Annotated in this window: 15 protein-coding genes; 14 read left to right on the top strand and 1 reads right to left on the bottom strand. The window is 56.7% G+C overall.

The genetic code is table 11. The features are described from left to right. The first annotated feature begins 51 nt into the window (after positions 1-51). The 14 genes from rpe (at position 52) to secG (ending at position 14,017) form a co-directional block, all read left to right on the top strand. Entirely contained in the window at positions 52-708 is a 657-nt protein-coding gene (gene rpe, locus U1140_RS01455; protein WP_369845893.1) for a ribulose-phosphate 3-epimerase, read from the top strand. Beyond that, a complete protein-coding gene (gene ribD / locus U1140_RS01450; protein ID WP_369845673.1) occupies positions 709-1,749 on the top strand; it encodes a bifunctional diaminohydroxyphosphoribosylaminopyrimidine deaminase/5-amino-6-(5-phosphoribosylamino)uracil reductase RibD in 1,041 nt (346 codons plus the stop codon). Positions 1,750-1,925: 176 nt separating this feature from the next. Further along, the gene (locus tag U1140_RS01445) at positions 1,926-2,621 is read left to right on the top strand and encodes a riboflavin synthase (RefSeq protein ID WP_369845672.1); all 696 of its coding nucleotides are present in this window, start codon (positions 1,926-1,928) and stop codon (positions 2,619-2,621) included. A gap of 11 nt (positions 2,622-2,632) precedes the next feature. Then, on the top strand, positions 2,633-3,910 hold the full coding sequence (locus U1140_RS01440) for a bifunctional 3,4-dihydroxy-2-butanone-4-phosphate synthase/GTP cyclohydrolase II (RefSeq protein ID WP_369845671.1): 1,278 nt from the start codon (positions 2,633-2,635) through the stop codon (positions 3,908-3,910). A 44-nt stretch (positions 3,911-3,954) separates the two neighbouring features. Beyond that, entirely contained in the window at positions 3,955-4,443 is a 489-nt protein-coding gene (gene ribH, locus U1140_RS01435) for a 6,7-dimethyl-8-ribityllumazine synthase (protein ID WP_369845670.1), read from the top strand. Continuing rightward, the gene (locus tag U1140_RS01430; RefSeq protein WP_369845669.1) at positions 4,440-4,982 is read left to right on the top strand and encodes a PH domain-containing protein; all 543 of its coding nucleotides are present in this window, start codon (positions 4,440-4,442) and stop codon (positions 4,980-4,982) included. The genes ribH and U1140_RS01430 overlap by 4 nt, the downstream gene beginning before the upstream one ends. A gap of 27 nt (positions 4,983-5,009) precedes the next feature. Next, positions 5,010-7,037, top strand: coding sequence for an excinuclease ABC subunit UvrC (gene uvrC, locus U1140_RS01425; RefSeq protein WP_369845668.1), 2,028 nt, complete (start codon positions 5,010-5,012; stop codon positions 7,035-7,037). 22 nt (positions 7,038-7,059) lie between these two features. Continuing rightward, positions 7,060-7,932, top strand: a complete 873-nt coding sequence (gene rapZ / locus U1140_RS01420; RefSeq protein ID WP_369845667.1) for an RNase adapter RapZ — start codon at positions 7,060-7,062, stop codon at positions 7,930-7,932. Positions 7,933-8,155: 223 nt separating this feature from the next. Further along, positions 8,156-9,244 (top strand): gluconeogenesis factor YvcK family protein, encoded by a 1,089-nt coding sequence (locus U1140_RS01415; RefSeq protein ID WP_369845666.1) that lies wholly within the window; start codon positions 8,156-8,158, stop codon positions 9,242-9,244. Positions 9,245-9,317: 73 nt separating this feature from the next. Beyond that, positions 9,318-10,400 (top strand): DNA-binding protein WhiA, encoded by a 1,083-nt coding sequence (gene whiA / locus U1140_RS01410; RefSeq protein ID WP_369845665.1) that lies wholly within the window; start codon positions 9,318-9,320, stop codon positions 10,398-10,400. A gap of 9 nt (positions 10,401-10,409) precedes the next feature. Beyond that, positions 10,410-11,417 (top strand): type I glyceraldehyde-3-phosphate dehydrogenase, encoded by a 1,008-nt coding sequence (gene gap / locus U1140_RS01405; protein WP_369845664.1) that lies wholly within the window; start codon positions 10,410-10,412, stop codon positions 11,415-11,417. 158 nt (positions 11,418-11,575) lie between these two features. After that, positions 11,576-12,790: a phosphoglycerate kinase gene (locus U1140_RS01400; protein WP_369845663.1), complete on the top strand. Its 1,215-nt coding sequence runs from the start codon at positions 11,576-11,578 to the stop codon at positions 12,788-12,790. Positions 12,791-12,908: 118 nt separating this feature from the next. After that, entirely contained in the window at positions 12,909-13,688 is a 780-nt protein-coding gene (gene tpiA, locus U1140_RS01395; RefSeq protein ID WP_369845662.1) for a triose-phosphate isomerase, read from the top strand. Between the two features lie 92 nt (positions 13,689-13,780). After that, a complete protein-coding gene (secG, locus tag U1140_RS01390; RefSeq protein WP_018119595.1) occupies positions 13,781-14,017 on the top strand; it encodes a preprotein translocase subunit SecG in 237 nt (78 codons plus the stop codon). Positions 14,018-14,129: 112 nt separating this feature from the next. Here secG and U1140_RS01385 read toward each other — a convergent pair. Beyond that, positions 14,130-14,387: IS30 family transposase (locus tag U1140_RS01385; RefSeq protein WP_369845661.1), on the bottom strand; the 258-nt coding region annotated here is incomplete at its 5' end.

The raw sequence follows: 14,387 nt of genomic DNA, 5'->3' as shown, positions 1-14,387 counted from the left end.
GCATCGTCACCTGCGGCATCCGCGACGACAGATGCAGTCAAGCAACGCGCCTTGATTGCGCCGTCGATCTTGGCGGCGGATTTTGCCCGTCTCGGAGACCAGGTCCGCGCTGTGGATAATGCAGATTGGATTCACGTCGACATTATGGACGGTCACTTCGTGCCGAACTTGTCTTTTGGTCCGGATATCACCGCTACCGTCGACAAGATCACGGGGCAACACCTCGATGTGCACCTGATGATCGAAAACCCAGAAGATTGGGTTGATGCTTATGTCGATGCCGGAGCTGATTGCCTGATTTTCCACGTCGAGGCCACCGATGATCACATTGGATTGGCGAAAAAGATTCGGCAGAAAGGAATCAAGGCAGGTTTCTCGGTGAAGCCGGGAACCCCGATCGAACCGTATCTCGCGGATCTAGAACATTTCGATCTCGCGTTGGTGATGAGCGTTGAGCCCGGATTCGGTGGTCAATCATTCATGCCTGATCAGCTGGATAAAGTGCGGGCGCTGCGGCAGACGATTGATGAGAAGAATTTAGACTGCGTGATCGAGATCGATGGTGGCATTTCTGAACACACCATTGAAAAATCTGCAGAAGCCGGGTGTGATGCCTTCGTTGCCGGTTCTGCAGTGTTCAAAAAAGCTGATCCCCGCGCTGCTGTTACGCAGCTACGGGAACTAGCGACCCAGGCCACCCATCACTAAATGGCAGGAGAGAATGCAACGGGTATCCTCGATGCCCGGGTGATCGAATCAGCCCTGGCTGCAGCGCACCGGGCAGCCAGCCTCGTGCGCGGAACGACCAGCCCGAATCCGCCGGTGGGCGCTGCCATCGTCACCGAAACAGGTGAGATCCTTGGGGTTGGGGCGACAGAACCTCCGGGTGGCCGACATGCAGAAATCGTCGCTTTAGATTACGTGGGAACTGCTGCACGTGGTGCGCATGTCGTCGTGACGCTCGAACCGTGCAATCACCAGGGGCGAACTGGCCCTTGTTCGCAAGCGTTGATCGACGCCGGGGTGGCTTCAGTGTTGTATCTGCATGCTGATCCGAACGCCATCGCCTCGGGCGGCGCGCAGCGTCTCCGCGAAGCAGGAATTGCGGTTTCACATCTCGCAGACCTTGCAGCACCTGACGACGAGCTCGGCCCGTGGTTGCGAGCCACCGCGATGGGGCGTGTTCACGTGACCGCGAAATTCGCCCAATCGCTGGATGGTTTTAGTGCCGCTAGCGATGGTACAAGCCAATGGATTACCGGCGTGCCGGCTCGTCAACGCGTCCACCAGGATCGCAGTACCCGCGATGCCATCGTCATTGGTACTGGAACTGCACTAGCGGATAATCCATCGCTGACAGCTCGCTATATCGACGGCAACGGCGAGACCGCCTACTACGACAGCCAACCACGGCGCGTCGTTATTGGCAGCGCCGATCTGTCGGGATGCAGCAATTTACAGCGGCTCGGGTTCCATCAATTTGCTGACATACCCAGCGCGCTGACAGCGTTGTGGGAAGACGGGTGCCGCGATGTACTCGTGGAGGGCGGACCGCGTCTGCTGAGCTCCTTTTTCGCTTCCGGTTACGTCGATGCTGTTCAGGCCTATATCGCGCCACTGTTGCTCGGGCGCGGGCGCAGCGTGCTTGCAGCAGCGCTCGGGCCGGGCTTGGCCGACGGATCGCGTTTTGAGCTGACTTCGGTCGAAAAACTCGACGATGATCTGCTGTTGACGATGCTGCCCAGCTAAGGAAAGGCCGAGCTGTAGATGCTGGATATGAGGCCAGACCGCGAGAGTAACTTAGTGGCGAGCGAACAGGTTCGCCGAGAAACTAAAATTACTGTAGTGCACAAGTAATTACCGTAGTGCTCACGTTTGTGTGCACACGTTCGCAGTTCACACGATTTAATGAGCAAAGGGATGTCATGTTTAGTGGTCTAGTAGAAACGACGGGTGAGGTCGTGGAAGTTGCCGATGTCGGTGACGCAGTGCGCATGCGCATTGCAGGCGGCATCGTCACCTCGGATGCGCAGCTGGGAGACTCCATCGCAGTCAATGGCGTGTGCTTGACTGTTGCGGATCTCGACGCAAAGGCAGGTGTGTTCGGGGCGGATGTCATGCAAGAATCCTTGCACCGTTCTGCGCTCGGCGAACTCGCGCCTGGTAGTCGAGTAAATCTGGAGCGGGCGTTACGGGCAGATGCTCGTTTGGGCGGACACATAATGCAGGGGCACGTCGACGGCACCGCCGAATTACTTTCGCGCAGCTCCTCTGAACACTGGGACGTGCTGCGGTTCCAGCTGCCGAATAATCTCGCGAAATATGTTGTGGAAAAAGGCTCGATTGCGGTCAGCGGCGTATCGCTCACTGTCTCCGCAGTTTCCGTAGTGTCCGCAGCCTCCGCTGCGGCTGGTGCGGGCAGTGGACATCGCGAGTCGGAATCCGCGGAGAGCTGGTTCGAGGTTTCGCTGATTCCCACCACGTTGGCAGAAACCACCTTAGGAGAACTAGCGGTGGGCGAACGGGTTAATCTAGAGGTCGATATTATCGGCAAATACGTCGAAAAGCTGATGGCCGCGGGAGTTGCGACCGGTTATAGCTTTCCGTCAACGACGCACTAATGTGGAGGCACATGAGCACCGAGGTCACCCAGGATGGCAGAGAGATCAAACTTGATAGCGTCGAACGCGCGATAGCTGATATTCGCGCAGGGAAAGCCGTCGTAGTTGTGGACGATGAGGACCGCGAGAACGAAGGTGACCTCATCTTTGCCGCGGAAAAAGCTACCCCCGAGCTCGTTGCTTTCATGGTGCGCTATACCTCTGGCTATATTTGCGCGCCGATGCTGCCCAATGATCTCAATCGTTTGGGTTTGCCGCCGATGACTGCCATTAACGAAGACGTGCGCGGCACGGCGTATACCGTGACCGTGGATTTTAACGACGGCACCACCGGAATTTCTGCTGCTACCCGTGCAAAAACACTGCGCGCCTTGGCTGCCGCAGAGACCGATCGCGAGCAATTCACTCGCCCGGGGCACGTCGTGCCGTTGAGTGCGCGTCCAAACGGGGTTTTGGAACGCAACGGTCACACCGAAGCTTCCGTGGATCTAGCCCGTTTGGCTGGATTGCGCCCGGCTGGGGCTATCTGTGAAATCGTCTCGGAAAAAGATCCCACCGATATGGCGCGTTTGCCAGAACTGCGCGAATTTGCAGACGAACATGATCTGGCGTTGATCTCTATTGAGCAAATGATCCAGTGGCGCCGTCGTAATGAATCGCAGGTTGTGCGGGAAGTAGAAACCAGCTTGCCGACGGATGCCGGCCCGTTGACCGCGCTTGGTTATCGCCACCAAGTCGACGGAACTGAACATATCGCGTTGATCGCAGGATCGGTCGCCGACTTGCAACATGCCACGGATGTGCCGGTCCGGGTTCACTCGGAATGTTTGACCGGTGACGTCTTCCACTCTCGCCGGTGCGATTGCGGGCAGCAGCTGGACCAGGCGATTGACTACATCCAAGATGCGGGCCAGGGCGTGGTGATTTATGTTCGCGGGCACGAAGGCCGGGGCATTGGTTTATTAGCCAAGCTGAAGGCTTATCGTCTGCAGGAAAACGGCTCGGATACCGTTGACGCGAACCTGGAGCAAGGCTTGCCTGCCGACGCACGGGAATTTTCCGTGGCGGGACAAATTTTGGCTGACCTTGGAATTGCCACCGCAAACCTGCTGACCAACAACCCCTTCAAGGCAGAAGGGTTGGAAGGCTTTGGCGTGGAAGTGTCGAAGCGCACCCCGCTGATGACACAAGTAAATGAAGATAATATTTCCTATCTGCGGACGAAGCGCGATCGTATGGGGCATGACCTGCCAGCGGTGGCAGAATGGGATGCGAACCATGCGCGATAAGAGATTCGGGGCGAATAGCGAACTACGAGCAGCAAGGAGCTGACATGGCACACGGTGGAGCACCGGCGAACAATCTGGCTAATGCCCAAGGCGTTCGGGTGTGTGTGGTGACGACCCGTTGGAACGAAGAAGTCTGCGAACAGATGCGTGCTCGCGCGGTGGAGGTTGCCCAGCAGGCTGGGGCAGACGTCGTCGAAGCGCGGGTGATGGGTGCGATTGAATTACCCGTCGTGGTGCAGCAAGCAGCCCGGCAATATGACGCCGTGGTGGCCTTAGGCTGTGTCATCCGGGGTGGTACTCCGCACTTTGAGTACGTGTGCGATTCGGTGACACAAGGTTTGACTCGCGTGAGCCTGGATGAATCCACGCCCGTCGCCAACGGTGTGCTGACGGTGAACTCGCAGCAGCAAGCCCTCGAGCGCGCTGGTTTCCCTGATTCCATTGAAGACAAAGGGGGCGAAGCAATGGCTGCGGCGTTAGATACCTTGGCAACATTGCGCCAACTGCGAGCAGCGGAAGGAGCTAGCGTATGAGTTCCCAGCCACACCACGCGCAGGAGCGCAAGCAATTAGACGAAAAGAAGCTGGCGGCCTATACCGCGTTGGATCCATTCTCTGTCACTAGCGATAAGCCGTGGGAGTTGACCATCCGCTCGCGGCGCTTGCGTGTTTATGCGTTGGTGCTCATACCCATCATTATGGCCGTGCACATTTTCATGGCCTGGCAGCTCAGCCTGGAATTTACCGGCGCGGCGATCACCGGGATTGATTACCTCGCGTTCCCTGGTGTCGGCCTAGTGATTTCCGTGTTAGTCTGGCTGGCTTTGTCTCGACCACGGGTTCGTGTCAATAGCGATGGCGTCGAAGTGCGCAATATCATCGGCACCCGATTTTATTATTGGGAATTGATTTATGGCTTAACCTTCCCCGAGGGGGCGCGAATGGCGCGTCTCGAGCTTCCCGAGTTCGAGTACATGCCGCTGTGGGCGATTCAAGCCTCGGATGGCAAAGACGGTATCGAGGCTGTGCGGAAATTCCGCGCCCTTGAAGCCCAGTACATGCCAGAAGAATAATCCCAGGAAACTAGATTCTGCGCGCACATGAGTGATCCAGCAACTTACCGCCCAGCCCCCGGAACAATTCCGACAGAACCGGGAGTTTACAAGTTTCGCGATGAAAACCGTCGTGTCGTCTATGTCGGCAAGGCGAAAAATCTGCGCGCCCGGTTATCGAATTATTTCCAGGACATCACTCAGCTCCACCCGCGCACACGCCAGATGGTGCAAACGGCCAATTCTGTGGAATGGACCGTCGTGGCGAGCGAAGTGGAAGCGCTGCAGCTGGAATACACCTGGATTAAGCGTTTTGATCCGCGGTTTAACGTCATGTACCGCGATGATAAAACCTATCCAATGCTCGCGGTATCGGTAGGAGAACAAGTTCCGCGCGTGTTTTTCTACCGTGGCCCCCGCAAGCGCGGTGTGCGCTACTTCGGGCCGTATTCGCATGCTTGGGCAGTGCGCGAAACCATGGAATTGTTGTTGCGCGTGTTTCCGATGCGCAGTTGTTCCGCCGGAGTTTATCGTCGTCATGAGCGTCTCGGCAGGCCATGTCTGCTGGGGTATATCGGGAAATGCGATGCCCCGTGCATTGGCAGAGTTAGCGTTGACGAGCACCGCGAAACTGTCAACGGGTTGGTCTCGTTTATGCGGGGGCGCACCAACGACGTCGTCAAGCGTTTGACCGCTGAGATGGAGCACGCCTCCGAAGAGCTCGAATTCGAGCGGGCCGCGCGCTTGCGCGATGATCTCGGGGCTATCGACAAGTTGATGGAACAACAAACCGTGGTGCTTGGCGACGGCACCGCAGCCGATCTCATCGCTTTTGCTGACGATGAACTGGAAGCTGCAGTGCAGATTTTCCACGTTCGCGATGGACGCATTCGCGGCCAGCGCGGTTGGGTCGTCGAAAAGCTCACCGGGCTACCCGAGTTGATCGAAAACTTTTTGGTGCAGTTCTATTCGGATGCCGCAGAGCGCGAGCAGCTGGAGGCCGCAGAAGACGCCAAGCTCATCGATCGCCGAGGGGTGGATCAGGAGGCCCGCGCGGATGCGGAAGAATCTGCAAGCAATCCGACGCGCACAGTGATTCCACGGCAAATCATGGTGCACACCGAACCGCAGGATCGCGAGCAAGTGGCCACGGTATTGGCGGATTTACGCGGCGGCCCCGTGGAACTGCGCGTGCCGCAGCGCGGTGACAAAAAGGCACTGATGGAAACCGTCCACCGTAATGCCACGGATGCGCTGAAGCAGCACAAACTCAAACGGGTTGGCGATCTTACTGCGCGCTCTGCTGCGTTGCAGGACCTGCAATCGGCATTGTTTTTGGATACTGCGCCGCTGCGAATCGAGTGTATCGACATCTCGCATATCCAAGGCACTGACGTGGTTGCCTCGCTCGTGGTCTTCGAAGACGGTTTGCCGCGCAAGGCTAGCTACCGTCGCTATCGCATCAAAGAAGCAGCCGGCGACGGCCATTCGGACGACGTGGCTTCCATCGCGGAAGTTACCCGCCGGCGTTTCAAGCGGCACCAGGAAGACAAGTTGCATGTTCCTGATGAAGAACTCGAAGCGACCACGTTTGCCGATGAAGACGTGACCGAAGAATCCGCCGACGGCAAGAAATTTGCGTATCCGCCGCAGTTGTTCGTGGTTGACGGTGGCTTGCCACAGGTCAACGCTGCGCAGAAGGTGTTTGACGAGCTAGGCGTGGTCGATGTAGCACTGATTGGTTTGGCCAAGCGCCTGGAGGAAATTTGGGTGCCTGGCGACGACGAGCCGATCATTTTGCCGCGCGGCAGCGAGGCTTTGTATCTGCTGCAGCATATTCGCGACGAGGCACACCGGTTCGCCATCAGCTATCACCGGCAGCAACGCTCCAAACGCATGCGCACTTCCGCCCTCGATGCCGTTCCTGGGCTCGGCCCGGCGCGACGGGCCGATCTGGTGAAACATTTCGGCTCAGTGAAAAAGCTCAAACAGGCCAGCATTGAGGAAATCACTGCAGTCAAGGGCTTCGGGCCAGCGCTGGCAGAGAATATTTATTCCGCACTACACCGTGGGTGAGACAACCGACTAGGATGAAATCATGACCGCATTCGCCACGTCCCCAATTTTGTTAACCGGAATGTCCGGGGCCGGGCTGTCGACGGCTGCTCGTGTGCTGGAAGATAAAGGTTTTTATGTTGCGCACAACCTCCCACCAGAACTCATGGTGCAGTTGTTGGACTTGTGTGCTGATGAAAATTCGCCGGTCGATAAGGTCGCCGTCGTGGCTGACGTGCGCTCGCGTATGTTCGGCGGCTCGATTCTCTCAGCGATGGATGAGCTCGAGCGTCGGGGCATGCCGGTCACAATGCTGTTCATGGACGCTCGCGATGACGTGTTGATTCGCCGTTTTGATTCGGTACGCCGGACCCATCCGTTGCAAGAGGGCGATACCCTGCACGTCGGCATTGAGCGGGAGCGTGCCGCGATTTCTGCGCTGAAAGAGCGTGCTGACGTCATTATCGATAGCTCGAACCTTTCTGTGCATGATTTACGTCGCGCGATGGAAGCAAGTTTCGGCTCTACTGGGCTGGACAAACAGCACGTGACCATCGAGTCCTTCGGTTTCAAACACGGAGCCCCGCGCGATGCCGATTTGATGCTTGACGTGCGCTTTTTGCCGAATCCGTATTGGATTCCGGAATTACGGGAATATCGCGGCACCGATGGCCCCGTCTCCGATTATGTTTTGGCGAGTCCGGCTGCCGAAAGTTTCATCGCCAACTTCGAGAACATGCTGGATTCTATGCTCGCCGGTTACCGCCACGAGGGGAAAAACTTCATCACAGTGGCTATTGGCTGCACCGGTGGCCACCACAGATCAGTGGCGATCTCAGAAGAGATTGCGCGCAGACTACGAGAGCGCGAGGAGCTAGAAATCAACGTGATGCACCGCGATTTCGAGCGCCCGTAATCTCCCAACCTTTACCGGTTACGAAAACCAGGGCTAACCAGGGCTACAACGAACCCGGGGCACCACAAGCCCGGACACCGCAAGCTTTGGACACACCCCGAGTTTGCGGGAATCCCGAACCCATGAACTTCGAACAGCACGAGTTCTAGCCCCGGTTAACCTCGACGTAGAACTGATTAGACCCCGTTTATATCTAGCCCCGAATAGGAATAATTACTGCGATATGGCTGCAAGCACGACACCGTCTACTGGGAACGGCTCAGCAGACCCAGAAAGCACGCACCATCCGAGTGCACAAGAGCCCAGCAGCACTGAGCCGACTATGCCTGCGTGCGTTGCGTCGTTGGGCGGCGGGCACGGGTTGTTTCAGACGCTGAAAGCTGCCCGGCGGCTGGGCCCGACAGAGATTTCGGCGATCGTTACGGTTGCCGACGATGGCGGTAGCTCCGGCAGGTTGCGCAAAGAATTCGACATGATCCCGCCGGGCGATTTGCGCATGGCACTGGTGGCTTTGTCTGTGCGCGATGATGAGCAAGGTCAATTTTGGGAGCAAACCCTGCAGCATCGTTTTGGCGGCAGGGGTGCGTTGGCGGGACATGCTTTAGGCAATTTGCTGATTACTGGTCTGAAAGAAATTCTTGGACATGAACAAGCCGCCTTGGATGCGGTCACACGATTGACTGGGGCGCAGGGCAGGGTGCTGCCGGTGTGCACTGAGCCGTTGGATATTCAGGCTGATGTGTCCGGGCTTGACGACGATCCCCGCGTGATGCGCTCGGTGCGCGGCCAAGTTGCAGTTGCCTCGACTCCGGGCCAGGTGCGGCGCGTGAGCGTCATCCCGGCGACCCCGCAGATCAACCCGGCGGCCTTGGAGGCTATTACGGCGGCAGAATTACTCACGATCGGGCCGGGGTCATGGTTTTCCAGCGTGATTCCGCACCTCGTATTGCCGGAGGTTGTGCGCGCCATCAATGATTGTTCCGGTGTACGCGTACTGGTGCTGAATTTGAACGGTGAACCCGGTGAAACCCAGGGATTCTCCTATGAGCGCCACATTCACGTGCTTGCCCAGCATGCCCCAGGGTTAGAAGTCGATGTCGTCATTTGTGACTCCGCGTCGGTAACCTCGGATGCAGAACGCGAGTATTTGCGAAAAGCCGCGCGCATTGTGCACGCAGAGATGGTTTTTGCTGATGTGCGCGAAATCGATGATTCTGGCAAAGAAAGCTCGCGGCACGATGAAGCGAAGCTGGCAGAAGTCCTGCGCGAGGTCTACACGACGTATGCGCGGCACCACGATGAGAAGCGCTAGCAGCCAGTCAATGACGGCACAACGATGAGACACGGCACAACGATGACACAACGACGAAAGGCAGGGTGATGCTGTGGGGCTCACAGAGCAAGTCAAAGAAGAACTCACCCGGGTAGCACCTACTAAGCAATCCGCCCGGAGTGCAGAAGTTGCGGCAATCCTGCGACTAGCAGGAACCATGGACGTCGTCGGTGATGTTCTGGCAATCGAGGTGGAGCTGAGCTCACGCGCTGTTGCGCAGCGTTTAGCCAATGATCTCGAAGAACTGTTTAATATCGCGGTGAATCCGACGTCCATTGGTCCGGCTGGTGCGCAGAAGAATCCGCGTTATCAGCTCAACATCACGCGCGATGCGAAAAAGATTGCTCGTCGTCTCGGGTTGGTGACGAAATCCGGGCATGCCGTCGTCGGGCTGCCCCCACAGGTGATTTCGGGCACTATTGCAGATAACGAAGCGGCTTGGCGTGGCGCCTTTTTGGCCCAAGGTGTTCTGACGGAACCGGGGCGCTCGTCGTCACTCGAGGTGGCGTGCCCCTGCCAGGAAGCTGCACTCGCGTTGGTGGGCTGTGCTCGTCGATTAGGAATTGCCGCGAAAACGAAAGAATCGCGCGGAACCGATCGCGTCGTCATCCGGGATGGAGAAGCCATTGGTGCGCTGCTGAGCCGCATGGGTGCACAAGTAACGCGCTTGGAATGGGATGACAAACGCTTGCGCCGCGAGGCCCGCGCCTCGCAGAACCGGCTGGCTAATTTCGACGACGCGAACTTGCGTCGCTCTGCTCGTGCGGCTGTGACCGCCGCGGCCCGTGTACACCGGGCGATGGAGATTCTGGGCGATGATGTGCCAGAGCATTTGGCAGATGCCGGAAACCTGCGCGTGAAATACCGTCAGGCGTCGTTGGAAGAACTTGGTAAGCTCGGCGACCCGCAGATGACGAAGGACGCCGTAGCCGGGCGAATCCGGCGGTTGCTATCCATGGCAGACAAGCGTGCTGAGGAATTAGGCATTCCCAACACCACAGAGGGTATCGACGAGGATCTTTTCGACGACGATCTAGCCAATGATGTCGATTCAGCCAATGATGTCAATGACGCGGACGACACTGGCGCACGCACGGCGGACGCTGCCCACACGGGGGAGAGCGATTCGCGGTAGCATGGCGCTATGATTCGCGTAGGAATTAACGGCTTTGGCCGCATTGGGCGCAGCTTTTTGCGCGCCGTTCTTGAGTCGCCAGGCGATCTCGAGGTAGTTGCCATCAACGACGTGGCAGCACCAGAAACACTCGCTCATTTGCTGAAGTACGATACTGTGTTCGGCATTCTCGACGCAGACGCGTCCGTCGACGACGACAACAACTTGCTTGTCGACGGCACTAAGATCGCCCTGACCAGCATTAAAGATCCGTCGCAATTGCACTGGGAGACCCACAGCGTCGATATTGTGGTCGAAGCAACCGGAAAATTCCGCTCCAGTGAACAAGCCCACCCACACCTGGAATCTGGTGCGAAAAAGGTAATTCTTTCTGCTCCAGGCAAAGACGTTGACGCTACTTTTGTCTACGGCATCAATTCAGATAGCTACGACAGTGAACAACATCACGTGATTTCAGCGGCATCGTGTACCACCAACTGTCTAGCTCCAATCGCTTCGGTGCTGCACGAGAAGTTTGGCATTATCTCGGGTTTGATGACGACGGTGCATGCCTACACCGGTGACCAGCAGCTTGTCGACGGCCCGCATAAAGATCTGCGCCGTGCACGTGCGGCTGCACACAATATCGTTCCCACCTCGACGGGTGCGGCGAAAGCCGTCGGCGTCGTCATCCCAGAGCTTAACGGCAAACTTGATGGTTACGCGCTGCGGGTTCCGACACTGACCGGTTCCGCGATGGAGTTAACGTTCCAAGCAGAACGTGCGGTCACCGTTGACGAAATCAACGCTGCCATTAACGATGCTGCTGCGGGCGAACTGGCCGGCATCGTGCAATATTCGACTGAGCCTCTGGTCTCCACAGATATCGTCGGCAATGGCCACGGCGCCATTTTCGATGCACCGTTGACGAAGGTGATCGGCGAAAACTTGGTTAAGGTGGTTGCCTGGTATGACAACGAGTGGGGCTACAGCAGCCAGCTTTTGCGCTTGTGCAAGCACGTGGGCGCACAGCTCTAGAGCTGAGCAGCAGCACAGCGTTGGCATCAACCTTGGCGTCAACGTTGGTGTCTTTTCGGCGATAACGTTGCGCCGTACAATACAGGCCGGGATGCGGCAGATCGGCGCAGAAAACCTTAAAACAAGCACTCTATTCTGAACTCGTAAAGGAAGATACAGTGGCATTTCGAAAGCTTGCGGAACTGTTGGAACAGGACCTGGATTCTCGGCACGTGTTATTGCGTGCTGATTTGAATGTCCCGTTGACGGATGACGGCACCATCTCAGATCCGGGCCGCATCAACGCCGCATTGCCCACGATTCAGGCGCTGGTTGAAGCTGGTGCGAAAGTCATCGTCGCAGCACACCTAGGCCGCCCCAAAGGCGAATTCAACCAGAAATATTCCCTGGCCCCGGTAGCAGAAGCGTTGTCAGAATCGCTGGGGCAGTGGGTCGCTTTGGCTCAGGATGTCACCGGCGAGGATGCACATGAGCGTGCCAATGGTTTGAATGATGGCGACGTAATGCTGCTCGAAAATGTTCGCTTTGATGCGCGCGAAACTTCGAAAGATGCGGCAGAACGCGCAGAATTTGCCAAGGAGTTGGCAGAATTAGCAGCTGATGGTGGAGTTTTTGTTTCCGATGGCTTCGGCGTCGTGCACCGCGCGCAAGCTTCTGTCTACGACGTCGCCAATGAGCTGGAGGCTTATGCCGGATACTTGGTAGAGGCCGAGTTGGAGAAATTGTCCGCTGTGGCGGATGATCCAGCGCAGGACTACACCGTCGTGCTGGGCGGATCCAAGGTTTCGGACAAACTTGGCGTGATTGAAGCACTGGCTGATAAGGCTGCACACATCATTATCGGTGGAGGCATGTGCTACACCTTCCTGGCAGCGCAAGGATATAACGTGCAAAATTCCTTGTTGCAAGAAGACATGATCGATACCTGCCAGCAGTTGTTGGAGCGCTTCGGCGACAAGATCTGCTTGCCGGTGGACTTACTCGCAGCTGATGAATTTTCTGCCGATGCCAACACAAAGGTGGTGGAGCTCGCTGAGATTCCAGAAGGTTGGCTCTCTCCAGATATCGGTCCACAATCGGTGGAGAAATTCGCCGAGGTTATTTCGGCATCGCGCACTGTGTTCTGGAACGGTCCGATGGGCGTGTTTGAAAAAGAACCGTTTGCGCACGGTACCGAAGGCGTCGCCAAGGCGATTATCGCTGCAACCGGCAATGGTGCATTCACCGTCGTCGGAGGTGGCGATTCCGCGGCCGCTGTGCGTGCACTTGGTCTGGACGAAACCGGCTTTAGCCACATCTCTACGGGAGGTGGGGCTTCTCTGGAATTCCTGGAAGGCAAACAGCTTCCTGGCGTCGCAGTACTGGAACGCTAAAGCAAGATTCACAATCGGTTTTTGCCCCGACCTTCATTGGTGTATATCGACCGACGTAGATTCACAAATGATGCAGTTTTAACAGCTGCTTGATTTCCATCCATGCTAGGAGAAACACATGGCACGTACTCCGTTGATTGCCGGTAACTGGAAGATGAACCTCGACCACCTCGAGGCCATCAAAAACATCCAGAAGCTGACTTTCGCCTTGCCAAAGGAATATTACGAGAAGGTAAACATCGCTGTTTTGGCACCGTTTACCGATCTGCGGTCGATTCAAACGGTGGTGAACGGCGAGAAAATGCGGATCAGCTATGGTGCACAAAACGTCGCAGCGCAAGAAAAGGGCGCGTATACCGGCGATGTGTCCGCACCGATGCTCGCAAAACTTGGCTGTACCTGGGTTATCATCGGGCACTCGGAGCGTCGTCATTACCACCACGAGACTTCTGAATTGGTCTCACACAAGGCGCAGATCGCACACCAGCATGGCATCAAACCGATTGTGTGCGTGGGCGAATCGCTGGATATCCGCGAGTCGGGAAGTTATCTCGACTACATCGTCGACCAAGCCCGGCAGTCACTCGAGGGCTTAAACGCACAGCAGTTGAAAGATACTGTGTTGGCGTATGAACCGGTCTGGGCCATTGGTACTGGCAAAGCCGCATCGCCGCAGGATGCACAGGAAGTGTGTAAGGCTCTGCGTGAGCTGATCGCGCGGCTCGCCGATGAGGAAACCGCCGATGCCGTTCGCATTCTTTATGGAGGCTCAGTGCGAACCGATTCCATTGCGGAGATCGTCGCACAGCCCGATGTCGACGGTGGCTTAGTCGGTGGGGCATCGTTGGATGGCGAAGAATTCGCTAAACTTGCTGCTGCTTCGGTCGCGCAAATTTAGTGGCTGGTCGATCACCCATTGCTTGGCTGTTGGGGTATACTCAATGGTCGGTATAAGCAATTAATTCGCACTCTTTGTGAAGGAACACCTGAATGCAACTAGCGCTGCAGATCATCTTGCTGGTGACAGCTGTTTTGATGACGATTTTTATCCTGCTCCACAAGGGCAAAGGCGGCGGTTTGTCGAGCCTCTTCGGTGGCGGAGTGCAGTCCAACCTTTCGGGTTCGACCGTGGTGGAGAAGAACCTGACGCGCTACACCATTGTGTTGGCCTTGATCTGGATTGCAGCTATCGTAGCTCTGAACCTGCTGCAGGCTTATAACTTGTAAGCTGCTGAGCTTTAACCAGCGCTTCTCATCGAGCACAAAAGTCCCTTTCCATGGAAAGGGACTTTTGTGTTTCGGAAGCTAAGGCGAATTCTGGGGGTCGTGGAAACACGTCCTACGTTTCGGTTGACTCTAGCAGGGTTGCCATTCGTTCGGCCGGGGTGTCAAAACTTAGCGTCTTGCGTGGTCGGCGGTTTAACTGCATCGCTACGAATTCGAGGTCTTCAGCAGTGTAGAGACTCAAATCTGTTCCTTTTGGGAAATACTGCCGTAGTAGCCCATTGGTGTTTTCATTAGTCCCTCGCTGCCAAGGCGAACCAGGCTCACAGAAATACACCGGGCAATCCGTAGCGATGCTAAAAGCTTTATGGCA

It is taken from the genome of Corynebacterium drakensteinense (genome assembly GCF_041224285.1).
Lineage (GTDB): Bacteria > Actinomycetota > Actinomycetes > Mycobacteriales > Mycobacteriaceae > Corynebacterium.
The sequence above is the reverse complement of the archived record's forward strand: the minus strand, read 5'-3'. Positions and strand labels throughout refer to the sequence as shown.